At 31.7% G+C, this 22,465-nt stretch carries 21 protein-coding genes; 9 read left to right on the top strand and 12 right to left on the bottom strand.

The annotated features are described in order from the left end of the window. Positions 1-98: 98 nt before the first annotated feature. From AACZ53_RS02395 to AACZ53_RS02385, 3 genes are read right to left on the bottom strand one after another with little or no spacing between them, the layout of a single operon-like run. The gene (locus AACZ53_RS02395) at positions 99-1,007 is read right to left on the bottom strand and encodes a DUF6252 family protein (RefSeq protein ID WP_339834343.1); all 909 of its coding nucleotides are present in this window, start codon (positions 1,005-1,007) and stop codon (positions 99-101) included. A 31-nt stretch (positions 1,008-1,038) separates the two neighbouring features. Next, the gene (locus tag AACZ53_RS02390) at positions 1,039-2,424 is read right to left on the bottom strand and encodes an MFS transporter (protein ID WP_339834342.1); all 1,386 of its coding nucleotides are present in this window, start codon (positions 2,422-2,424) and stop codon (positions 1,039-1,041) included. A 60-nt stretch (positions 2,425-2,484) separates the two neighbouring features. Beyond that, positions 2,485-3,303 carry a M48 family metallopeptidase gene (locus AACZ53_RS02385; protein WP_339834341.1) on the bottom strand — a complete coding sequence of 273 codons (819 nt, stop codon included), beginning with the start codon at positions 3,301-3,303 and terminating at the stop codon, positions 2,485-2,487. A gap of 158 nt (positions 3,304-3,461) precedes the next feature. Here AACZ53_RS02385 and AACZ53_RS02380 point away from each other — a divergent pair, with 158 nt between their 5' ends. Continuing rightward, complete coding sequence (locus AACZ53_RS02380) at positions 3,462-4,322, top strand: alpha/beta hydrolase (protein WP_339834340.1); 861 nt, start codon at positions 3,462-3,464, stop codon at positions 4,320-4,322. Here the strand turns inward: AACZ53_RS02380 and AACZ53_RS02375 are convergent. Continuing rightward, a complete protein-coding gene (locus tag AACZ53_RS02375) occupies positions 4,312-4,983 on the bottom strand; it encodes a DUF4294 domain-containing protein (RefSeq protein ID WP_339834339.1) in 672 nt (223 codons plus the stop codon). The genes AACZ53_RS02380 and AACZ53_RS02375 overlap by 11 nt on opposite strands. Before the next feature lie 105 nt (positions 4,984-5,088). Between AACZ53_RS02375 and AACZ53_RS02370 the strand changes: the two genes are divergently transcribed. Next, a complete protein-coding gene (locus AACZ53_RS02370; RefSeq protein ID WP_026715671.1) occupies positions 5,089-6,177 on the top strand; it encodes a M42 family metallopeptidase in 1,089 nt (362 codons plus the stop codon). A gap of 117 nt (positions 6,178-6,294) precedes the next feature. Further along, positions 6,295-6,897, top strand: a complete 603-nt coding sequence (locus tag AACZ53_RS02365) for a DUF2238 domain-containing protein (RefSeq protein ID WP_339834334.1) — start codon at positions 6,295-6,297, stop codon at positions 6,895-6,897. 72 nt (positions 6,898-6,969) lie between these two features. Here the strand turns inward: AACZ53_RS02365 and AACZ53_RS02360 are convergent, their stop codons facing one another. The 5 genes from AACZ53_RS02360 to AACZ53_RS02340 form a co-directional block, all read right to left on the bottom strand. Then, on the bottom strand, positions 6,970-7,917 hold the full coding sequence (locus tag AACZ53_RS02360) for a phosphoribosylaminoimidazolesuccinocarboxamide synthase (protein WP_339834332.1): 948 nt from the start codon (positions 7,915-7,917) through the stop codon (positions 6,970-6,972). Positions 7,918-8,033: 116 nt separating this feature from the next. Next, positions 8,034-8,546 (bottom strand): hypothetical protein, encoded by a 513-nt coding sequence (locus AACZ53_RS02355; protein ID WP_339834331.1) that lies wholly within the window; start codon positions 8,544-8,546, stop codon positions 8,034-8,036. A gap of 182 nt (positions 8,547-8,728) precedes the next feature. Continuing rightward, positions 8,729-9,541 carry an SDR family NAD(P)-dependent oxidoreductase gene (locus AACZ53_RS02350; RefSeq protein ID WP_339834329.1) on the bottom strand — a complete coding sequence of 271 codons (813 nt, stop codon included), beginning with the start codon at positions 9,539-9,541 and terminating at the stop codon, positions 8,729-8,731. Between the two features lie 91 nt (positions 9,542-9,632). After that, complete coding sequence (locus tag AACZ53_RS02345; protein WP_339834327.1) at positions 9,633-11,066, bottom strand: alpha-amylase; 1,434 nt, start codon at positions 11,064-11,066, stop codon at positions 9,633-9,635. A gap of 215 nt (positions 11,067-11,281) precedes the next feature. Then, positions 11,282-12,232, bottom strand: coding sequence for a PhoH family protein (locus AACZ53_RS02340; RefSeq protein ID WP_339834325.1), 951 nt, complete (start codon positions 12,230-12,232; stop codon positions 11,282-11,284). Positions 12,233-12,338: 106 nt separating this feature from the next. Between AACZ53_RS02340 and AACZ53_RS02335 the strand changes: the two genes are divergently transcribed. The 5 genes from AACZ53_RS02335 to dnaN all read left to right on the top strand — a co-directional run bounded on the left by AACZ53_RS02335 (position 12,339) and on the right by dnaN (position 17,320). Further along, positions 12,339-13,166, top strand: a complete 828-nt coding sequence (locus AACZ53_RS02335; protein ID WP_339834323.1) for an SAM-dependent chlorinase/fluorinase — start codon at positions 12,339-12,341, stop codon at positions 13,164-13,166. Positions 13,167-13,209: 43 nt separating this feature from the next. Next, positions 13,210-13,506: an antibiotic biosynthesis monooxygenase family protein gene (locus tag AACZ53_RS02330; RefSeq protein WP_339834321.1), complete on the top strand. Its 297-nt coding sequence runs from the start codon at positions 13,210-13,212 to the stop codon at positions 13,504-13,506. A 159-nt stretch (positions 13,507-13,665) separates the two neighbouring features. Beyond that, positions 13,666-14,391 carry a gliding motility-associated ABC transporter permease subunit GldF gene (gldF, locus tag AACZ53_RS02325; RefSeq protein WP_339834318.1) on the top strand — a complete coding sequence of 242 codons (726 nt, stop codon included), beginning with the start codon at positions 13,666-13,668 and terminating at the stop codon, positions 14,389-14,391. Continuing rightward, a complete protein-coding gene (gldG, locus tag AACZ53_RS02320) occupies positions 14,391-16,073 on the top strand; it encodes a gliding motility-associated ABC transporter substrate-binding protein GldG (RefSeq protein WP_339834316.1) in 1,683 nt (560 codons plus the stop codon). The genes gldF and gldG overlap by 1 nt, the downstream gene beginning before the upstream one ends. A 128-nt stretch (positions 16,074-16,201) precedes the next feature. Continuing rightward, entirely contained in the window at positions 16,202-17,320 is a 1,119-nt protein-coding gene (dnaN, locus tag AACZ53_RS02315; protein WP_339834314.1) for a DNA polymerase III subunit beta, read from the top strand. A 64-nt stretch (positions 17,321-17,384) separates the two neighbouring features. On the opposite strand, the gene AACZ53_RS02310 is transcribed toward dnaN, so the two are convergent. Together AACZ53_RS02310 and AACZ53_RS02305 are read right to left on the bottom strand one after the other, a co-directional pair. Continuing rightward, a complete protein-coding gene (locus AACZ53_RS02310) occupies positions 17,385-18,221 on the bottom strand; it encodes a universal stress protein (RefSeq protein WP_339834312.1) in 837 nt (278 codons plus the stop codon). A 250-nt stretch (positions 18,222-18,471) separates the two neighbouring features. Further along, on the bottom strand, positions 18,472-19,371 hold the full coding sequence (locus AACZ53_RS02305; RefSeq protein WP_339834310.1) for a hypothetical protein: 900 nt from the start codon (positions 19,369-19,371) through the stop codon (positions 18,472-18,474). 129 nt (positions 19,372-19,500) lie between these two features. On the opposite strand from AACZ53_RS02305, the gene mnmE reads away from it, so the two are divergent. Continuing rightward, positions 19,501-20,919 carry a tRNA uridine-5-carboxymethylaminomethyl(34) synthesis GTPase MnmE gene (gene mnmE / locus AACZ53_RS02300; RefSeq protein ID WP_339834308.1) on the top strand — a complete coding sequence of 473 codons (1,419 nt, stop codon included), beginning with the start codon at positions 19,501-19,503 and terminating at the stop codon, positions 20,917-20,919. A 58-nt stretch (positions 20,920-20,977) separates the two neighbouring features. Here mnmE and AACZ53_RS02295 read toward each other — a convergent pair whose 3' ends face one another. After that, the gene (locus tag AACZ53_RS02295; protein WP_339834305.1) at positions 20,978-22,333 is read right to left on the bottom strand and encodes an NAD-dependent succinate-semialdehyde dehydrogenase; all 1,356 of its coding nucleotides are present in this window, start codon (positions 22,331-22,333) and stop codon (positions 20,978-20,980) included. Between the last annotated feature and the right edge of the window lie 132 nt (positions 22,334-22,465).

The following is a 22,465-nucleotide window of genomic DNA, read 5'->3' as shown; positions in this document are numbered from 1 at the left end:
ATAATTTATAGTACTTCACTTTATAAAGTCAAGTTTTATGCCATAAAAAAATCCGTCTAAATAAAACTTAGACGGACTTAATTTTTGAATTAACTTATTTAGTATTCTACATCAAATGCTCCTTCAGTAATAACATAAGGTGTTGAACCATTTACTACATTAAAACTAAAAGTTCCAATTACTCTATCCAAGGTAATACTAGTAATTGTAACCGTTCCAGAATTTGACATTAAAGAAGTTGTATTATTTAATTTATAGGTTGCCTGAACCATATCAGTTGCAATATCACCTGTAATAGTATATGTACCAGGTGTTATATTCTCATCTACTCCAATGGTTATGCTTTGATCATTTGTGTTAGCAGCTCCAATACCAATAACTCCATTAACTGTTACAGCTAAAATATCAGTTTCAACAAACTCAGTTCCGTTAATTTTTGCAAAAAAAGTATCGTTGTTTGTATCCAAATAATCTTCATATGTAATGTTTGTAAAAACACCTTCGGTAATGTTTTTTGGAGCAATATTAGGAGTATCATCTGACCAATATCCTTTAAAAGAAAATGTCCCAGAAATAGTTTTATTTACAGTATTTATAGAAGTAATAGTTATTGAACCTGTATTTTCTGTAGGATTATTAAAATTTAATGAAGACCATCCAAAATCAGTTCCAGCAGGAGAGTATGTTAATATATTTTCATTTGCAGGATAAGTTCCTGTAGCTACTCCATCAATTAAGAAAGAAAAACTTTCACCAGTGTCTCCTCCAATAGTTGCATTTATAGCCATTAAATTACCTCCAATAAGTGCAGCTGTAGACTGAGCTGTCCATAATTGACCGTCAATTTTTGCTGTAAATGATCCAACTGGATTGTTTGGATTATTAGGGTTGTTTGGGTTTAAAGCTGTTAAATCGATAGCTGGATCTAAAGGTTCCGTTTCACAAGAAATAAAAGAAACAATTGTAAATAGAACAATTAAACTTTTAAAAAATATTGATTTTTTCATTTTTTATTATTTTTTTTCAAATATATACTTTTTATTTTTTTGTCACAATTTTTTGGACCTTAGTTAATAGAAAAACTCCAATAATGAAAAATACGGCTAAAAATACTATAGCATTTCGCATAGAACCTGAAATTTGATCTATAGTTGCGAATATTCCCATTCCAATTACAATTCCAATTTTTTCGGCAACATCATAAAAACTAAAAAAGGATGTAGTATCCTTTGTGTCTGGCAATAATTTAGAATAAGTGGAACGTGATAAGGATTGAATTCCTCCCATAACTAAACCAACGAAACCCGCTGTAATATAGAATTGTACTGGACTAACTACAAAAAAAGCATAAATACAAATTACAAACCAAATCGAATTTATAATTATCAAAGTTTTTATATTCCCTATTTTTTCTGATATTCTTGAAGTGATAATCGCACCAAAAACAGCTACAATTTGTATCACAAGAATACTAATTATCAGTCCAGTTGTTCTTTGACTATCTGATTCCCATTTAATTTCTTGTTCTCCAAAATAAGTCGCAACCAACATAACGGTCTGAACAGCCATACTATAAACAAAAAAACTGCGTAAATATTTCTTTAAAATTATATTTTCTTCTAGTTGATGCCAAACTTTTTTCAATTCTTTATAGCCATTGAAAACAACATTTTTTGTAACCTTGTTATTCACTGTGTTTTTTGGTAAATAATAGAATGTGTATTGACTAAATACTATCCACCAAATTCCAACAGAAATAAACGAATATTGCATGGCTTTAAAAGAGGCTGCATTTCTGACTGCTTCTAAAGCTGTATCAATTTCTAATGGTGTACCCGATTTCAGTAACTCTTCTGAAATTGATAAATCAAAACCAAACCATTCAGGTTTCATAACCATCGCTAAATTTAACAGCAGTAAAACAACACTACCTATATAACCTAACGAATATCCTTTTGCACTTAGCTTATCTTGTTGCTCTGGATATGCAATATCTGGTAAATAGGAATTATAAAACACTAAACTTCCCCAAAAACCTATTAAACCAAAAAAGAAACATAGAATTCCAAAATACAAATTATCTAAAGTAAAAAAGGATAGTCCAATACAAGGCAAAGCACCTAAATAACAAAAGAATTGCATAAAGCGTTTCTTATTTCCTGCAAAATCTGCAATTCCAGAAAGTAAAGGTGACATTATGGCAACTATTAAAAAAGCAAAGGCTGTTACAAAACTAATTAAAGCTGTATTTTTTACTTCAAATCCAAGAAAATCTACTGAAGTAATTCCTTTGATTTTAAATAAAGCACCATAATATATAGGAAATATTGCTGATGAAATTACTAAATTATAAACAGAATTCGCCCAATCATAAAAAGCCCATGCGGTTCCTAATTTTTTATTTCCTTTCTCTAAGTTTGCCATATATATATAATTAAAAAGTCCCATATAAATGGGACTTCGAATATACATTTTTATTTTAAACTATTTAAAAGTAACGCCAAATTTAGCAGCTTCTTTTTTTGCCTCAGGAACAAGAGCTGTTAACTCCCTAATTCTTGTTTCATTACTTGGATGCGTACTTAATATTTCTGGTGGAGCACCTCCACTAGAGTTTGCAGACATTCTTTCCCAAACATAAACAGCGTTCATCGGTTCATAACCTGCAATAGCCATTAAGGTTAAACCAATCATATCCGCTTCACTTTCGTGAGAGCGACTAAAAGGCAACATCGCACCCACTTGAGAACCTACTCCATAAGCTTGCATTACTAATGCTTGTGTTTCTGCACTTTTATTTCCAACAGCTATTGCTGCTCCAACTTGACCTACTTGTTGTAATAAACCAGCACTCATTCGTTGTTGACCGTGATTTGCTAAAGCGTGAGCAACTTCATGCCCCATTACAGCTGCAATTCCAGCATCATCTTTACAAATTGGAAGTATTCCAGTGTAAAAAACTATTTTCCCTCCTGGCATACACCAAGCGTTTACAGTTGGATCATCTACTAAATTATATTCCCATTGGTAATCTTTTAAATATCCTGCATTTCCATTTGCTGTTAAATAACGTTCAGCAGCCGTTTTAATTTTCATTCCAATCGTTTCAATACGCTTAGCATCAGTTGTTCCTTTTACAACTTTATTTTCAGTTAAAAAAGCATCATATTCTTGAAAAGCCATGGGGAAAATTTGACTGTTAGGTACAAATGCCATAGTGCTTTTACCTGTAAACGGATTTTTAGCACACGATATTACTACCAGTAATAATAATCCCAAACTAATTTTAATTCTATTATTCATAATGTTTTAATTTAATGGTATAAAAATACAAATTAATACTAACAAAAATAATGCCTAAAGTAAATTTAAAAAAAAATAGATAAAGAGTTTTAAAACAACGTTAATCTAACTTTTATCTGATAAATTAATACTAAATTTGCATTCAAAACCTACAATAAATGTCAAAAAAGCCTTCTAAAAATAAACAAGGAATTGAGATTCCTTCCTTCATAATTAAAACGGGTAAACTACTTCAAAGCATTTCAACAGCATTAACTTTAAGATTTGCAGCCAAATTATTCACAACTCCAATAAAATATAAAGTTCCGAAAAGAGAAAAACCAATGCTTGATGAAAGTACTCAAGAAAATATATTTATTGAAAGCCTAAATAAAACAGTTGTCGTTTATCATTATGGAAAAGGAGAGAAAACGATATTATTAGTTCACGGTTGGTCTGGAAGAGGCACTCAATTATACAAAATTGCTGATGCAATGGTTGCAAAGGGATATGAAGTAATTAGTTTTGATGCTCCTGGTCATGGTAAATCTAATGGCAACAAATCCATGATGCTAGAATTTATTGAATGCATTTTGACACTAGAAAAAAAGTTTGGCCCTTTTGATTATTCCATTGGACACTCGCTTGGTGGAATGGCAATAATAAATGCGTTGAAAAAAGGATTTAAAACCAAAAAAATCGTGACGATTGGAAGTGGAGATAAAATTTCTGATATTGTAAAGGATTTTGTTAAACAATTACAATTAAAACCTACTTTAGCTCCAAAACTAACGGCTTATTTTGAAAAGAAGTTAAATGATAAAATGTCAGATTATGACTCTAATACTGTAATCCAAAATTTTGATATTCCTCATTTAATAATACACGATAAAGATGATGTAGAAGTTGGTGCTTATTGTGCAGAAAATATTCATAAACATTCTAAAAACAGTATTTTATTTTTAACCGAAGAACTGGGACACAGAAAAATTTTAGGAAGTGATGAAGTAATTCATCAAATCAATGAGTTTATTGATTAGTTTGTTCGGCTTTCATTTCAACTGTTTTTTCTTTCCAAATACTAATAAGTTTAGCTAAATCTATTGGATCTTTTGCTTCTTGTCTTGGTAAAAGATGGTTTTCAAAAGCAGTCAATAAAATACTTTCAATATTAAAATCTTCCAATACGGAGTAAGGTTGATATTCTGTTTTTAGATTTATATCAAACAATCTTGCGGTACTGTTAGACCAAAAAGCCTTCCAGCCACTTTTTAAATCTTTAATCAAATCAAACGTTGTACTTCCTGTTTGTCTATTAATTAGTTTTACTAAAATTTGTCCGTCTTTTCTAGAAAGTTTTTTTAGTTTGGCTTCAAATTCTTCTGTCAAAAATTTTTCAACGATTTTAAAATATTTCTTTTTTTCTTTTTCGGTTTTTAATTTTTCCATGACACTATTCATAGCCACTAATTTTTCAGAAGCCATCTTAGCATAAGGATATGTTTTATAAACCCTTCGTTTTAAAATTGCCATTCGCTTCTGCTCTTCAGTCATGGTATAAGCTCCATTTTCTGTTAAAATAACTTCTTCTAATTCTATGGTATAACGAATTGTATCTGTTGTAGTCACTATCGAATCTTTATCTTGAGCAAAAGACAAAAAAGGAATGAAAAGGAATAATAAGTAGGTTAATTTTTTCATGCAAATGATTATTTGTTTTTTTTGAATCAAATAATAGACCAAAAATATAGAATTAATGTGTAAGTCTACTTACTAATTCTTAATTTAGCAAAAAATTAAAACTTTATGAGTACAAAATCTATCTTAAACAAAGCTTCGCTTACTTTTTTAGAAAAATATTTAAACAATGCATCTCCAACTGGTTATGAATCGGAAGGACAGAAAATTTGGATGGATTATTTAAAACCATATGTGGATACTTTTACTACTGATACTTATGGTACAGCTGTTGGAATTATTAATCCAGATGCAAAATATAAAGTAGTAATTGAAGGACATTCTGACGAAATTGCTTGGTACGTAAACTATATTACTGATGACGGATTTATTTATGTAATTAGAAATGGTGGAAGTGATCACATGATTGCTCCTTCAAAACGAGTTCATATTCATACTAAAAAAGGAATCGTAAAAGGTGTTTTTGGTTGGCCAGCGATTCATACCAGAAATAAATCTAAAGAAGAACCAGCTCGCATTGATAATATTTTTATCGATTGTGGTTGTGAAACTAAGGAAGAAGTTGAAAAAATGGGCGTTCATGTAGGTTGTGTAATAACTTATCCTGATGTTTTTGAAATTTTGAACGAAAACAAATTCATTTGTCGTGCTATTGACAATAGAATGGGTGGATTTATGATTGCTGAAGTAGCTCGTTTGTTGAAAGAAAATAAAAAAACTTTACCTTTTGGATTATATATCGTGAATTCAGTGCAAGAAGAAATTGGCCTTCGTGGTGCTGAAATGATAACACAAAGCATCAAACCAAATGTTGCTATTGTTACAGATGTTTGTCACGATACTTCTACTCCAATGATTGACAAAAAAATCGAAGGTGATTTAAAAATGGGTAAAGGTCCTGTGATTGCTTATGCACCAGCCACTCAAAACGTTCTACGTGAAATGATTGTGGACACAGCAACTGAAAATAAAATTCCATTCCAAAGAAATGCTTCTTCTAGAGCAACTGGAACAGATACGGATGCTTTTGCTTACAGCAATGGTGGTGTTGCTTCTGCATTAATCTCATTACCTTTACGTTACATGCATACAACTGTAGAAATGGTTCACAGAGATGATGTTGAAAACGTAATTAAATTGATTTATGAATCATTATTGAAGATTGAAAATAATGAAACGTTTTCTTATTTTAAATAATTAAGATTTTCGGATATTCAGATAATGGATTTTCAGACAAAAGATTAAAGGGATTTTTGAAACTAGTTTTTCGTCAATCCCTTTTTAACTTTTAACCACTTAAACTTTTTAAACTTTATGAAAAACATCTATATAATGTTGGTTGTGTTTTTTGGAACTTTAATTTGGACCATCATAAATCCAAATGAAGGGTTTACTTGCTTTTTGGAAATAATTCCAGCCATTATTGGATTAGCGATTTTAGTTTTGACTTTTAAACGCTTTCGATTTACAAATTTCACTTACTTTTTTATCTTAATTCATTGTATCATTCTCTTTATTGGAGGACATTATACCTATGCTGAAGTTCCTTTATTTGATTGGATTAAAGAAGTTTTTGATCAAAGTCGAAATAATTATGATAAAGTTGGCCATTTTGCACAAGGATTTGTACCCGCTTTGATTATACGTGAATTGTTTATTCGAAAAAATGTAATTTCAAATAAAAGCTTTTTCAACTTTATAATTGTTTCCATTTGTTTAGCTATAAGTGCTGCTTATGAATGGATTGAATGGGCGGTTTCACTTATGACTGGTGAAGGTGGTGATGCTTTTTTAGGAACTCAAGGCTATATTTGGGACACACAATCGGATATGCTTTATGCAACGATTGGTGCTGTTTGTGCTTTGGTGTTTATGAGTAAATTTCAGAACAAGTACTTAGAAAAGTTAAACCATTAAGAAATTAAGTTTCATTAAGCTAAACTTAACTTTCTAAATCTCTTAATGGTTTAAATCTAAAAGTGTTACAACTTATTTTTTCAAATAAGCCAAAACATTTTCTTCAATTCTATCATTGATATTAGAAATATCTGCTTTTACGAATTTTTCACCTAAAATATTTTCATATAATTCAATATATCTTTCAGAAACGGTTGCAATGTATTCATCTGACATGTCTGGAATTTGTTGTCCATCTTTTCCTTGAAAACCATTGGCAATTAACCATTGACGTACAAACTCTTTAGATAATTGTTTTTGAGCTTCACCTCTATCTTGTCTTTCTTGATAGCCTTCAGCATAAAAATAACGCGATGAATCTGGAGTATGAATCTCATCAATCAAAACGATTTGACCGTCTTTAGTTTTTCCGAATTCGTATTTTGTATCTACTAAAATTAATCCGCGAGAAGCAGCAATTTCAGTACCTCTTTGGTATAAAGCTCTTGTGTATTCTTCTAAAACTAGATAATCAGCTTCACTTACAATTCCCTTAGCTAAAATATCTTCACGAGAAATATCTTCATCGTGTTCACCATTAGCCGCTTTTGTTGAAGGTGTAATTATTGGTGTTGGAAATTTATCATTTTCTTGCAATCCTTCAGGTAAAGCAACGCCACAAAGCATTCTTTTTCCTAAAGCATATTCTCTAGCTGAATGTCCAGCTAAATAACCACGAATAACCATTTCAACTTTAAAAGGTTCACATAAATGTCCAACTGCAACACTTGGATCAGGAGTTGCAATTAACCAATTCGGCACAATATCTGAAGTCAACTCCATAAATCGTGTAGCAATTTGGTTTAAAATTTGACCTTTATAGGGAATTCCCTTTGGCATAACCACGTCAAAAGCTGAAAGTCTATCTGTAGCAACCATAACTAATAAGTCATCGTTGATGTTATAAACTTCTCTAACTTTTCCGTGATAAACCGATTTTTGATTTGGAAAATTGAAATTGGTAGTAGTAATTGTATTCATTTAAACTAGTGTGTTGTTTGATATGCAAATGTAATTTGTTTACCAATGCCAAACAATATCTAAATAAAAAAAGGAGAAATTACTTTCTCCTTTCCAACTAAATTAAACAAAATCGCTTATTTAAAACGAATATTGTACGTAACACCTAAACCAACAGTTTGCAAATCAACATCGTTTTCTGCAAATGTATTTTGGTAAAAAGCGTAAATGTTCCAATCTCTGTTATGGTACCCTAATTGTGGGTTTACATATAAACCACCTTCATTATTTTCTACATTAGTTAAAAATCCATACCCTAAATCAGAACCAATAAAAATTCCACTAGGTGTAAAATAATAACGTAAGAATCCAGCAACTGGTACAATTCCAAAATCTTCTAAATTATCTTTTGCAAAGAAATGACTGTAACCAGAAGCTACACCAATTGCAAAATTAGGATTGAATAAATATTGACCTCTAAGATCTAATCCTAAGTTAAAAGACGATACATCACTTGCATCTCCCAATGGAATTCCGGCAGTTAATCCTGCTTTAAGCCAAGAGTTACTTGGAGTAATATCAATTTCTGTTTGTTGTGCGAAAATTGGACTTAAGCCTAATAATCCAATAATTAAAAATAATTTTTTCATAATTTTTTCTTTTAGTTAATGAGACAAATGTAGGCCGGTCAAGCAAGAATGATTTACAAGATTTTCGCTAAGATTTATAGAATTAAAGGATAAAATGGTTTATATAACTGAATACCAAACAAAAAGCCAATTAAATTACTAATTGGCTTTAGACTATAGAGCTGTTTAAATTTACTCTATTGTTATAAAATCTTTTTCTTAATCACAAAATTAAAAGCTCTGTAACATAAAAGTCTTCTGAAATATTTCATAAAATTAGCATCAAAACCAATGGCATATCTTCTAAAACTTTTTTTCGGGTTTTCGGATATTTTGTATATTTTCTCTACAATTGTGTCGATCAAATCATTATTCTTGCATGTTTTGTTAGCCAATATGGTATCAATTTTAAGCATCATAGCATTATAATGTACATTATTGGTTGGTTTAGATTTTATGACGTTTTTTTGAAAATTAGTAGGCGCATTTCCAAATTGAACCGTACAAACACTAATGTTAAAATCAATTAATTCATAAGACATACATTCAGAAAAGCTTTCAACCGCTTGTTTTGTAGAATGATAAAAATTTCCTAATGGTAAATTTACTAAACCCGCTACAGAAGTAATATTAATAAATTGTCCGAAATTTTGTGCTCTAAATACTGGAATAAAAGCCCTACAAGTTTTTACAACTCCTAACCAATTAACATTTACAATAGAGTCTATTTCAGAATCTGTTGAAAGCTCTACAAAACTCCTGTATCCTTTTCCTGCGTTGTTAATAATAACATCAATAGTTTTATAATCTTTAAGGATTTCTTTTTTGGCTGTTTCAATGCTTTCAGTTGAAGTAACGTCTAAAGCATAAAACTTTATATTTGGATGAATAGTTAAGCCTTCAACCAAGTCAAAATGATGCACAGTTGCAATTACTTGCCACCCTTTTTCCGCAAAATACATTGACATTTTATTACCTAAACCACCACAAGCTCCTGTTATAAGAACAGTTTTCAATATTTTATGATTTTAAATGAGCCGCAAAATACAATAAATTATGGTTAAAAAACAGAAGAGCCATTTCAATGTAGTAATGGCTCTTTGAATTTTACATATTTATGGACCAAACTGAATAGCTTTTAGGGGCACATTGAATTTTTACCCATTTATCCCCTTGAGTTGTAGGAAGCCAAGTTGAACTTCCAGTAAAATCTTTAATTTGAGCATTACTCCAATTGGTTTGAATCCATCGTTCTTGCCAGTTGTCAGAATTATTCAAATAAACTACTAATCCTGGATTTCCATTATACCCATTTCTTCTTGCTATATATTCATCGTTATCTGAATATAGAATAGATGTTGTTCCCGTAGCTTTGTTGTTATGAATCCAAATCAGGTTATTCAATTTGTTTTTATCCAACCATTCTTCATAATCTTTATAGAAAAGAGTTGGATAACCCTCGTGAGTTAAAATGTAAGCATAAGCCAAGTTTTTATTATAAATTTCATCCGTATCATGATTTGTGACGAAGGTTACAGCTTTGTATGGATTTCTTTTCCACATCATATCATCATTAAGTAAAGCTAAATTATTGCCGTCAAAAGCATCATTCATTTTATAATAACAAGCAAAATCAAAAACAGAACTATTTGCATTATTTGCCCACCATTCTAAGGTATTTACATTTGAATCCCAATATTCACCAACAGAAAATCCTCCTACATTAGCATTCCATTGATTTACAACCCATGGACCAAATCCTTTTACATAGTCAAAACGCCAACCATCAAATTTCATGGTATTTTTATAATATTTCCCAACAGCATCTGACCTAACCCACAACCAATCTTGGACATAAGGATTTGCGTGACACAAATCGGGGAAACCTCCAAATGCTCCTTCATCATTATTACCATAGCCATTTTTATAAAAATCATTATAAGTCCGATTAAATTTCCCAGAAGCAACATTAAATTTTGTATATGTATTGGTTCCTGTAAATGGATTAGCTTCTGACTGACCACCACTATTATGATTAAGCACAATATCGGCATAAACTTTCATTGATTGCCCATGAACAGCAGTAATTAAACTTGTCAACTCTGTTTTTGAGCCAAATCTAGTTTCGGTAGTTCCATTTTGGTTAAAATTACCAAAATCATAATAATCCGTTGGATCATAACCCATTGAGAAAGGGCCATTTTGTGCTTTTGAAGCAGGAGGCAACCAAATAGATTCAATTCCAGCATTTCCCCAAGCCGTAACTTTACCTTTTACTACATTCCACCAAGTTCCTCCAGCTGGTACATCCCAATAGAAAGCTTGCATCATAACTCCACCACCTGGGCCAGCTACAAATTTTTCAACATTACTCGATGTTCCTGTGCTAAATGGTTTTCCGTCATGTTTAGTAACATTTATAACCTTAAAATCTTTAGAAGATGAACTAGGTGTGTTTAAAGCTTCATCATTTTTTTCACAAGAAGTTAAAGAAAAAACAATACCTAATGTCAAAAAGCCTAATTGAATTTTTTGTTTCATGATTTATTATTTTGCTATTAATTATCCTAAATTAATATAAAATCATCAAAAAAATAATTGATTAATTACGAAAACAATAACGAAAACGTTTTCGTGTTCATAAGTTTGTCACATATACGGTTAAGCCGTAAAAAAAACCATCTATTTTCATAAATGGTTTTTAAAGTTAATTCTAAATATCTTTCATCTTTCATCTTACATCTTGCATCTTTCATCTAATCACGATTCTCAATACTCTTATAAGCTTCAATTACTTTTCCAACTAATCTATGTCTAACAATATCTTTATCATCTAAATAGATAATTCCAATACCTTCTACATCTTTTAAGACAAGTATAGCTTCTTTTAATCCAGAAGTTGTTCTTCTAGGTAAATCGACCTGACCTGGATCACCTGTTATCATGAATTTTGCATTTTTACCCATACGGGTTAAAAACATCTTCATTTGGTTATGGGTTGTGTTTTGTGCTTCATCTAAGATTACAAAAGCATGATCTAATGTACGTCCACGCATAAAAGCCAAAGGGGCAATTTGAATGATTCCTTTTAAAATATAATCTTCTAAAGTTTGTGGAGGCAACATGTCGCGCAATGCATCATACAAAGGTTGCATGTATGGATCTAATTTTTCTTTCATGTCACCAGGCAAGAAACCTAAGTTCTCTCCGGCTTCCACAGCTGGTCTGGTTAAGATAATTCGTTTGACTTGTTTTTCCTTCAAAGCTTTTACAGCCATAGCAACACCAGTGTAGGTTTTACCTGTTCCAGCTGGACCAATGGCAAAAACCATATCGTTTTTATACACTAAATCAACTAATTTTTGCTGATTTGGTGTCATGGCTTTTATCAATTTTCCACCAATTCCATGTACCAGAATTTTATCTTTGTTATCCATGACTTGAGTTTCCTGTGCGTCACTTTCTAAGACACGTAAAATAACGTTATCATCTATTCTGTTGTATCGGGTGAAATGTTGCATTAATCGCCTAAAACGCACCTCAAACTCGTTTAAAACCTCTTCTTCACCGTAGGCTTTTAAAATAGTTCCTCGAGCAACTAATTTAAGTTTTGGATAATATTTTTTGATAGCTTCAAGATTGGCATCTTGTGTTCCCCAAAATTCTTTTGGAGCAATGTCGATTAATTCAATGATTCTTTCGTTCAAGGGCTTTCTTTTTTAAATTATTTTTGGTACGCTAAAAAATACATTAGCTTTGCATTCAAATTTAAGCAAAATAATGCCTGTTTTATTTTAAGTTATAAACAAATTTATGTCAATAATTACCCTTACATCTGATTTTGGATATAAAGACCATTATGTTGGTGCTTTGAAAGGGAAAATACTCTCTCAATTTTTAGAAGCAAAAATAGTTGACTTATCCCATCAAATAAATTACTTTAATATATTTGAAACCAGTTACATAATTGAAGCTTCCTATAAAAACTTCCCAAAAAACACTGTGCATATCGTTTGCGTAAATGCCGAACGAATTGAAACCATAAAGCATATAGTAATGCAATGGGAAGATCAATTTTTTATTGCAGCTGATAATGGCATATTAAATGCTTTAATCCAAAAGAAAAAAGCCCAAAAAATAGCCATCATTACTATACATGACAGATTAGAAGATGCTTCTGATATGAATGTTTTTGCAACGGTTGCCTGTCATTTAGCAAAAGGAGGAAATATTAGCGTTATTGGAAAAGAGATTGAAGCTTTAAGCGAATTTTATACCCAAAAACTGACTATTTCTGATACCTTTGAAGAAATAAAAGGGACTATTATATACATTGATCATTTTGGGAATTGCGTGACTAACATTACTAAAAAAGCATTTGATGAAGTCGCTAAAAACAGAAGTTTTGAAATTAAATTCAAAAATAAAACCCTTAATCGGGTTCATAAAAATTATTCTGATTTTATAGTTAACCCAAATAAATCCTTAAAAAAGTATGAAGGTGATTATTTGGCCATATTTAACGAAGCTGGTTATTTAGAAATCGCCATTTACAATGGAACTCCAGATTCGTTAGGAACAGCTACTTCGCTAATTGGATTAAGATTCAGGGATTTAGTAACTATAAAATTTAAAAATTAAATATTGTAGACTTCCACTTTCGTGGAAAAAAAAAAGACTATTTATGTTTGTACGAATTGTAAAAATGCGTTTTCAAGAAGATAAAATCGAAACTTTCCTAGAAAATTTTGAAGAAGTTAAAAACCACATACGAAATTTCGAAGGAAACCGTTTATTAGAATTATATCAAGATAAAAATGATCCACGTATTTTCTTTACCTATAGTTATTGGGAAAACGAATCAGATCTAGAAAACTATAGAAAGTCCGAACTTTTTGGAGGAGTTTGGAAATTCACAAAGGCCTTATTTAGTGATAAACCAGAAGCTTGGAGTGTAGACAAATTAGAATCTTTGGTTTAAAAGTTTAAAGGGTTAAGAGTTTAAAAGTTGTTTTAACTTTCTAAACTAATATAGTACATTTGCAATTCGATTACTCGATTTTTAGATTATTAGATTTTTCGAAATATCAAACAATCGAAAATTCAACAAAAACGATACTGAAACAAGTTCAGCATAAATATGAAAGCATTACTTTTAAGAGAAATAAAATCTTTTTTTGGTTCACCGATTGGGTATTTGGTGATTGCCATTTTTTTAGTACTCAACGGCTTATTTTTATGGGTTTTTGAAGGAGACTTCAATATTCCAAATTCAGGTTTTGCCGATATGAGTCCGTTTTTTAAATTAGCTCCTTGGATTTTAATTTTCTTGATTCCAGCTGTAACCATGCGCAGTTTTTCAGATGAAAAAAAACAAGGAACTATTGAATTGTTATTTACAAAACCTCTTTCTATATGGGAAATTGTAAACGGAAAATTCTTTGGTGCTTTAGTGCTAATTATTATTGCTATCATTCCAACCTTAATTTACGTTGTTATGATTTCCTATTTTGGAAATCCAGAAGGGAATATTGATATGGGAAGCACAATGGGTTCTTATTTTGGCCTTTTATTTCTAATTGCTGGATATACTGCTATTGGAGTCTTTACTTCTACCCTTTCTGAAAATCAAATTGTAGCTTTTATTATTTCAGTTTTCTTGTGTTTCTTTTTCTATTTTGGCTTTGACGGAATTGCAAGTTTTATGGGCGAATTTAGTGCTCTTTTTGCCTCTTTCGGAATGGATTATCATTTTAAAAGTATGAGTCGCGGTGTTATTGATACTAGAGATGTTTTATATTTTATTAGTGTCACCATCTTATTTTTAGCAGCAACTGTTTATCAACTTAAATCTTTAAAAGGCTAATGGAAGCAAATAAAAAAAATAGCCTTAAACAATTAGGAATCACAGCTGCCATTTTATTGGCAATCAATATTTTTGGAAATTACTTTTTCAAACGATTTGATTTAACCAAAGACAAACGATACACTTTATCAGAAACGACTTTAGGTATTATAGAATCAGTAGATTCACCTTTATATATTGATGTGTTTTTAGAAGGAAAGTTCCCTCCTGAATTCAAACGCTTACAAAACGAAACCAGACAACTTTTAGAAGAATTTACGGCTTACAATTCAAACATTATTTTTCAATTTGTTAATCCAATCGAAAAAGAAGAAGAACGTGTGGAAGTAATGAAAAACTTTTACGAAAGAGGTTTAATGCCCTTGAGTATTACTGTTGAAGATAAAGGAAAACAATCACAAGAAGTAGTTTTTCCTTGGGCAGTAGCCACTTATGGAGATAAAAGTACAAAAGTAGGTTTGCTAAAAAACTTAATGGGTGCTACCACAGAAGAAAAAGTAATCAGTTCTGTGCAACACATGGAATTTGCTTTTGCAGATGCACTGAATAAAATCACCAAACAAAAACAAAAGAAAATTGCCGTTTTAAAAGGAAATGGTGAATTAGATGATCTTTATATAGCCGATTTCTTAAAAACAGTTCGTGAGAGTTATTATATTGGGACTTTTACCTTAGATTCTCTTGCAAACAAGCCTATTGAGACCATTGAAGCTTTGCAAAAATACGACATGGCAATCATAGCAAAGCCAACAATAGCCTTCTCTGATGAGGAAAAACAAGTCATCGATCAATTTATCGTAAATGGTGGAAAAACACTTTGGTTAGTGGATGCTGTTAAAGCTGATATGGATAGTTTATTAACACAACCCCAAATATTAGCTTATCCCTTAGATTTGAATTTAACGGATCAATTGTTTCAATATGGAATTCGCGTTAACGGTCAATTAGTCAAAGACGAACAAGCTACACCTATAAAATTGGCTACAGGGCAAGAAGGAAGTCAAACCCAATACCAAGAATTTTCTTGGCGTTTTTCTCCGTTTGTTTATCCAGCTTCAAACCATCCAATTGTTAAGAATATGGAAGGTATTAAATTTGAGTTTGCAAATCCTATAGAAATCCTTAAAAACGACATTAAGAAAACGGTACTTTTAACAAGTTCAGCTTATTCTAAGCCTGTTGGAACACCATTACCTATTGCATTAGATTTAGTAACAGAAGAAACAAAACCTACAGATTATCCAAATGGAGGTTTACTGCCAATGGCTATTTTATTAGAAGGAAAATTCAAATCCGTTTATAAAAACAGAGTCCTTCCTATAAAAGATCCTAACTTTAAAGATAATAATAAAGAATCTAAAATCATTTTTGTTTCAGATGGTGATGTTATTAAAAATCAAGTAGATAAAGACGGCTATCCAATGGAACTTGGTTTTGATAAATTTACCAATCAACTTTACGGAAACAAAGAATTTTTAATGAATTGTGTCAACTATTTACTAGACGATAACGGCTTAATTAACATAAGAAGTAAAGATGTAGATTTACCTTTGTTAGACAAAGAAAAAGTATATGAAAACTACACTTTTGCCCAAATTATTACAATTGGATTACCATTAGCCCTTCTTGGATTGTTTGGTTTTTTGTTTACCTACTTAAGAAAAAGAAAATACGTAAAATAGAATTTCAATTATCCGAAAATCCAAAATCTGACTATCCGAAAATCTAAAAGAAATAAAGATTGTATTTTCAAAATTTAAAATTATATTTGTAGTCCTTAAAATTAATAAGGATTTTTAAAACCCAGAAGATGAAGTTTATCGTATCGAGCTCTTATTTATTAAAGCAACTACAAGTATTAGGTAGTGTTATTAACAACAGTAACACCTTACCTATTTTAGATAATTTTTTATTTGAATTAGACAATAATTCTCTTAAAGTTTCTGCATCCGATTTAGAAACTACCATGACAGCCTCTTTAGAAATTGATTCTACAAGTACTGGAAGTGTAGCTTTACCAGCAAAATTACTATTAGAAACTTTAAAAACGTTTCCAGAACAACCTTTAACTTTTACTGTTGAAGATAATAATACTGTTGAAATTAGTTCAAATTCTGGAAAATATGCTTTAGCATTTGCACCAGGAGACGAATTTCCTAAATCAGTAGCTTTAGAAGATCCTTCTTCTACTTTAGTACCTGCAGATGTTTTATCAACAGCTATCAACAAAACTATTTTTGCTGCTGGTAATGATGATTTAAGACCCGTAATGAGTGGTGTCTTTTTTCAGTTTTCACCGCAAAGCTTAATATTTGTAGCAACAGATGCTCACAAATTAGTAAAATATGCTCGTACAGATGTAGTAGCTTCTGAAGTAGCCGATTTTATCATGCCCAAAAAACCTTTAAACATTTTAAAAGGAATTTTAGGAGCAACAGATGTTGAAGTTAAAATTGAATACAACGATTCTAACGCAACATTTACCTTAGAAAATTACATATTGACTTGTCGTTTAATTGACGGTAAATATCCTAATTACGATGCCGTAATTCCAAAGGAAAATCCAAATAAATTAATTATCAATAGAGTTCAGTTTTTGAATTCAGTACGTCGTGTGGCTATTTTTGCTAACAAGACTACACACCAAATTCGTTTAAAGATTGCAGGAACAGAATTAAACATTTCTGCTGAAGATATAGATTACTCTAACAAAGCTGACGAACGTTTAACTTGTGATTACCAAGGTGATGACATCCAGATTGGATTTAACTCACGTTTCTTAACCGAAATGTTGACTAACTTGACATCAGACGAAATTCAATTAGAAATGTCTATGCCAAACAGAGCTGGAATCTTAACACCAATTGATGGATTAGATGAAGGAGAAACAGTTACTATGTTAGTAATGCCTGTTATGTTAAATAGCTAGAATTCCCTTAACACTAGTATATAGTAAACCGTCTTGTTTGTAGAAACAAGACGGTTTTTTCATTTTATGATTCTTCTTGAATTACTAAAATCGGAATATCGGTTTTATACGATAATTTTTCGGTTAAATGAGTTGTAAATAATTCCACAAAGAAAGAGCGCTTGTAATTAGCCATGGCTAAAATATCAATCTCATGAAAATCTAAAAATTCAATAATAGTTTCTTCAATATATTCACTTGATTCTATAAAAAAAGTAACTTGTTCATCGGCAAAAAGTTTCTTCCAAGCTTCAATTTTCTCCTCGTTAACATCTGAAGTCAAAGACTGAACATATAAACATTTAACTTCTGCCTTCATTAATTTTGCAATTTGCAACACACTTTTTAGTGCTTTGATATCTTTATCTCTGTAGCGAGTAGTAAAACATATATTATCTATCTTTTTATATTTAGCCTCTAAAGGAACACTCAACAAAGGAACACTGACAGAGGTTAAAGCATCACCAGTGTTCGTTCCAATAAAAAACTCTTTCCATCCGCTTGCACCAGCTGTACCCATTACAACAAAATCTGTTTTTTCTTCCACAATACAATCTTTTATATTGCTTATCAAATCGCCATCCATTAATTTATGCGATAGCGAAATGTGCTCTAACTTACGTTCAGCTGCAAGGGTTCTTAATTTTGGAATTTCATCTTTAAACCTTTCAAAGGTTGCCAATTCAAAAGAATCAAATAATTGACTGTAATTTTGGGGAAAATATTGATAATCTATTATTGGCATTTGAAAAGTATGTAAAACTATAATTTCAGCATCCATAATTTTTGCCAATTCTAAAGCATAAACAAATGCATTTGTAGCCACATCAGAAAAATCAGTTGGGAAAAGAATTCGTTTCATAATAGTAATGTTAAATGTTAGAAGATTATCCACCATAAAATTACAAAATAATTCTTTTACACCACATGATAACTATCATGTTTTCAGTAAATTAATAAACAGTACCTCAAAACTATACCCACAAACAAAAAATCCATAACCATCAGCGTTTGACAAAGTCAATCCGTGTCATCTGCGTTCCAACCCACATGTAACACCACAAACAAATTAAGAATAAAATCACATTTAGTTCGCTAAAGATGATTTTATTTTAGTTGTAATGAATAAAATAATGTTCGCTTTTTGAGTTTCCTCTTTTAGATTTTTGAGCACTCTTGTGCTGCTCTTCGAATGTTTCCATATCGGTTCCTTTGCAGATTCCATACGAATAATGATATTTAATAAGTGCTAAGTCTTCTTCGGTCAAGACCTTATCAACATAAACACAACTCGAAAAGAAACTCTCACACTCTTTATTCGGTTGAATGTAAAAAAAACCGAGCGACCAAAAGAAATGCTTTTTAAGAGTCATCAATTGTTCCTCTTCATTAAAAATCATTTGAGAATTAATTTTTATAGAAGTATTGTAAATTTGTTGCTTCCCATTCCACGATAAAAAACCACCATCACTTTTACCAGTTATTCTTTTGTCCCAATCAATAGCGTCTGGTCTATTAACAAAATAGATGAAATAATTTGATTGATTTCGTCTATTAACCGTTTTTATTTTAAGAGAATCAACTTCTTTGTCTAAAAGTTTAAAAACTTTCTTCATTTCTCGAACCGTTTTACTGGGAACAGTTGAATCAAAGTAAACCTTAATTTCATCTTTCCAGTAGCGCATTCTTGCCTTTTTAACATCATTGGCATTGCCGTGCGTAGCATTAAAAACAAGCGCTTTGTAACGATTCAAAAAAACAGAGTCTTTTTCTTCATAAGCAACCCTTACCCCTTTTGTAAAATTGTTTCCCGAAACCCTAATCAGTGTATCTTTATTTTTATCTATGAAAAAACCGATGGAATCAACTGTAAAGCGATCACTCTTAAGCATAGCTTTATAGGAAGCATATTTAACATAAGAATTGGCATGCGCTGCTGATAAATCATTTCGCTCTTGAGCAAAAGAAAGTAGCACTGAGAAGAAAATCAAAAAAAAACTAAGTAGTCTCATTAATTTGGTTTTATTTTAACAAATTTAAAAATTTATTTACAATAACTATTAGATTCTATTTTTATCTTTGCAGAAACTTAGGGGTTTTGACCTACTAGTGCATAATCCTTTCAATTGTTACCCTTTAAAATGATAAACCAAGAAACTATAGTAGCCCTAGCTACACCCTCAGGAGCTGGAGCTATTGCCATAATTCGTCTTTCTGGAAATGAAGCTATATCAATTGCATCAAGTGTATTTGAATCGGTTTCTGGAAAAGATATTGCAAAGCAAAAAACACATACCATACACCTTGGTCATATAATTGATAACGGAAAAATCTATGATCAAGTCTTACTTTCCATCTTCAAAAACCCTCATTCGTATACGGGTGAAGATGTTGTGGAACTATCTTGCCATGGTTCTACCTTCATACAACAACAAATCATACAATTATTGCTTCGTAAAGGAGCTAAAATGGCTCAAGCAGGTGAATTCACCTTAAGGGCTTTTTTAAACGGTAAACTCGATTTATCACAAGCAGAAGCAGTCGCTGATTTAATTTCTTCTGACAATGAAGCCTCTCACCAAATTGCTATGCAACAAATGCGTGGTGGATTTAGTAATGAAATTGCTAAATTAAGAGAGGAACTTTTAAACTTCGCCTCCTTAATCGAATTAGAACTTGACTTTGCTGAAGAAGATGTAGAATTTGCCGACAGAACGCAATTTGCCGAATTACTAAACCGAATTGAATTCGTATTAAAACGCTTAATTGATTCTTTTGCAGTTGGAAACGTAATCAAAAACGGAATTCCGGTAGCGATTGTTGGGGAACCTAATGTGGGAAAATCGACTTTACTAAACGCTTTATTAAACGAAGAACGTGCCATAGTTTCTGATATTGCAGGTACAACACGTGATACGATAGAAGACGAATTAGTCATTGAAGGAATTGGCTTCCGATTTATAGACACTGCCGGAATTAGAGAAACCAAAGATGTAATAGAAAGCATCGGAATTCAAAAGACCTTTGAGAAAATTGAACAAGCACAAGTAGTTTTACTTTTGGTTGACAGTTCTCAGTTGTCAAATAGCAGTCTGCCTAATGTTAAAATTGAAATTGAGAAGATTAAGAACAAATTCCCTATAAAACCTTTGGTTATTGTTTTAAATAAAGTGGATGTTTTAGATGAAGAAAAGACAAATAACTATATTTCTCAATTAACCGATAACCAACAGACAGCAGACAACCGAAAACTGATAACTCTTTCTGCTAAACAAAAAACCGGCATCGAAGAACTTAAAACTACCCTACTCTCTTTTGTAAACACAGGTGCTTTAAGAAATAATGAAACGATTGTAACCAATACCCGTCATTATGATTCGTTACTAAAAGCTTTGGAAGAAATAACTAAAGTCCGCTTTGGATTAGACCAAAACTTATCTTCTGATTTAATGGCAATTGATATCCGACAAGCCTTGTTTCATTTTGGAGAAATAACAGGTCAAGTATCTAATGATGAGCTACTTGGTAATATTTTTGCTAATTTCTGTATTGGGAAATAATTGGCTAAACCTTGTAATAAAACCGTTTTGATAAATTAAAGAACCTCAATAAAACTCATTACTTCACATAAATGGTTTTTCTATTTACAAATTCCATCATCCCATCTTTTGATAATTCTCTTCCGTACCCTGATTTTTTGGTACCTCCAAAAGGTAATCTTGGATCTGATTTTACCAATTCGTTTATAAAATAGGCTCCATCACTTACTTCATTAGCATATTCTAATGCTTTTTCGATATTTTCTGTGCACACTGTAACCCCCAAACCGTATTGTGATTTTTCGGAAAGTTCGAACGCATGAGTAATATCTTTTGCTTTAATCATCGCTGCTAAAGGGCCGAAGGTTTCTTGGTCAAAAGCATCCATTCCTGGTTTTACACCTACTAGAATGGTTGGTTCGTAATGGCAATTGTTTTGTTTTCCTCCTAAAACCAATTTTGCTCCATGTTGGATAGCGTTTTGGACTTGTTTATCCAATTGATCGGCTAAGTCTTTTCGGGCTAAAGGACCAACAGTTGTTTCTTCGTCCATTGTATCCCCTGTTTTTAGTGTTTTTACGGCTTCGGTAAACTTCTCTACAAATTCATCGTGAATGCTTTCTACAAGAATAAAACGCTTGGCAGCAATACAACTTTGTCCCGTGTTAAGCATTCGAGCGGTTAAAGCTACTTGTACGCTTTTATCAATATCGGCATCCTCCCAAACTATAAAAGCATTGCTGCCGCCTAGTTCTAAAACTGTCTTTTTTAGATGTTTTCCGGCTATAGCGGCTACTGACGCCCCTGCCTTTTCACTTCCTGTTAAAGTGACTGCTTTTACGGTTTCGTGGGCTATAATTGTTTCTACAGCCTCATGCGCTATAATTAAAGTTTGAAAAACACCTGCTGGATAACCTGCTTTGGTAAAAACGTCTTCTATAAGTTGACCACAACCCAACACATTAGCCGCATGTTTTAACAAGCCTACATTTCCAGCAGTTAGTGTTGGAGCAGCATAACGAAAGACTTGCCAAAAAGGAAAATTCCAGGGCATAATGGCAAAAACGGTTCCTATTGGATTATGACGAACAAAGCTGTTTGAAGCATCCGATGCTATGATTTCATCGGCTAAAAAGGCTGCTGCGTTTGCTGCATAATAATCACATACTACAGCGCATTTGCTAATTTCGGCTCTAGATTCTTTAATGGGTTTTCCCATTTCCAAAGTAATCATTTTGGCATATTCTTCTATGTTGTCTCTAAGCACTTGTCCGGCTTTTTGAATTAACTGACAACGTTCGGCTAAAGATACTTTTTTCCAAGTAGTAAAGGCCTTTTGGCTTATCTCTAACTTTGTTTTTAAGGCTTCTTCAGAAAGAGAGCTATACTCACCTACTACTTGATTATTATAAGGATTTACACTTTTAAATTTCATATTGTTCTTTATTTTAAAATTATTAAAAGGCTATAAAATAACCTCAACACCATTCCCCATTCCCCATTCACTACTCACTACTCACTACTCACTCCTTCTCCTTCAATTTCTCCTGTTTCCTAAAATAACCTC

It is taken from the genome of uncultured Flavobacterium sp. (assembly GCF_963975005.1).
Classification (GTDB): domain Bacteria; phylum Bacteroidota; class Bacteroidia; order Flavobacteriales; family Flavobacteriaceae; genus Flavobacterium.
The sequence above is the reverse complement of the archived record's forward strand: the minus strand, read 5'-3'. Positions and strand labels throughout refer to the sequence as shown.

Bases quoted from the DNA above. Each gene is read 5' to 3' on its own strand.
- AACZ53_RS02395 (WP_339834343.1), bottom strand. From the start codon at position 1,007: ATGAAAAAATCAATATTTTTTAAAAGTTTAATTGTTCTATTTACAATT.
- AACZ53_RS02390 (WP_339834342.1), bottom strand. From the start codon at position 2,424: ATGGCAAACTTAGAGAAAGGAAATAAAAAATTAGGAACCGCATGGGCT.
- AACZ53_RS02385 (WP_339834341.1), bottom strand. From the start codon at position 3,303: ATGAATAATAGAATTAAAATTAGTTTGGGATTATTATTACTGGTAGTA.
- AACZ53_RS02380 (WP_339834340.1), top strand. From the start codon at position 3,462: ATGTCAAAAAAGCCTTCTAAAAATAAACAAGGAATTGAGATTCCTTCC.
- AACZ53_RS02375 (WP_339834339.1), bottom strand. From the start codon at position 4,983: ATGAAAAAATTAACCTACTTATTATTCCTTTTCATTCCTTTTTTGTCT.
- AACZ53_RS02370 (WP_026715671.1), top strand. From the start codon at position 5,089: ATGAGTACAAAATCTATCTTAAACAAAGCTTCGCTTACTTTTTTAGAA.
- AACZ53_RS02365 (WP_339834334.1), top strand. From the start codon at position 6,295: ATGAAAAACATCTATATAATGTTGGTTGTGTTTTTTGGAACTTTAATT.
- AACZ53_RS02360 (WP_339834332.1), bottom strand. From the start codon at position 7,917: ATGAATACAATTACTACTACCAATTTCAATTTTCCAAATCAAAAATCG.
- AACZ53_RS02355 (WP_339834331.1), bottom strand. From the start codon at position 8,546: ATGAAAAAATTATTTTTAATTATTGGATTATTAGGCTTAAGTCCAATT.
- AACZ53_RS02345 (WP_339834327.1), bottom strand. From the start codon at position 11,066: ATGAAACAAAAAATTCAATTAGGCTTTTTGACATTAGGTATTGTTTTT.
- AACZ53_RS02335 (WP_339834323.1), top strand. From the start codon at position 12,339: ATGTCAATAATTACCCTTACATCTGATTTTGGATATAAAGACCATTAT.
- AACZ53_RS02330 (WP_339834321.1), top strand. From the start codon at position 13,210: ATGTTTGTACGAATTGTAAAAATGCGTTTTCAAGAAGATAAAATCGAA.
- gldF (WP_339834318.1), top strand. From the start codon at position 13,666: ATGAAAGCATTACTTTTAAGAGAAATAAAATCTTTTTTTGGTTCACCG.
- gldG (WP_339834316.1), top strand. From the start codon at position 14,391: ATGGAAGCAAATAAAAAAAATAGCCTTAAACAATTAGGAATCACAGCT.
- dnaN (WP_339834314.1), top strand. From the start codon at position 16,202: ATGAAGTTTATCGTATCGAGCTCTTATTTATTAAAGCAACTACAAGTA.
- AACZ53_RS02310 (WP_339834312.1), bottom strand. From the start codon at position 18,221: ATGAAACGAATTCTTTTCCCAACTGATTTTTCTGATGTGGCTACAAAT.
- AACZ53_RS02305 (WP_339834310.1), bottom strand. From the start codon at position 19,371: ATGAGACTACTTAGTTTTTTTTTGATTTTCTTCTCAGTGCTACTTTCT.
- mnmE (WP_339834308.1), top strand. From the start codon at position 19,501: ATGATAAACCAAGAAACTATAGTAGCCCTAGCTACACCCTCAGGAGCT.
- AACZ53_RS02295 (WP_339834305.1), bottom strand. From the start codon at position 22,333: ATGAAATTTAAAAGTGTAAATCCTTATAATAATCAAGTAGTAGGTGAG.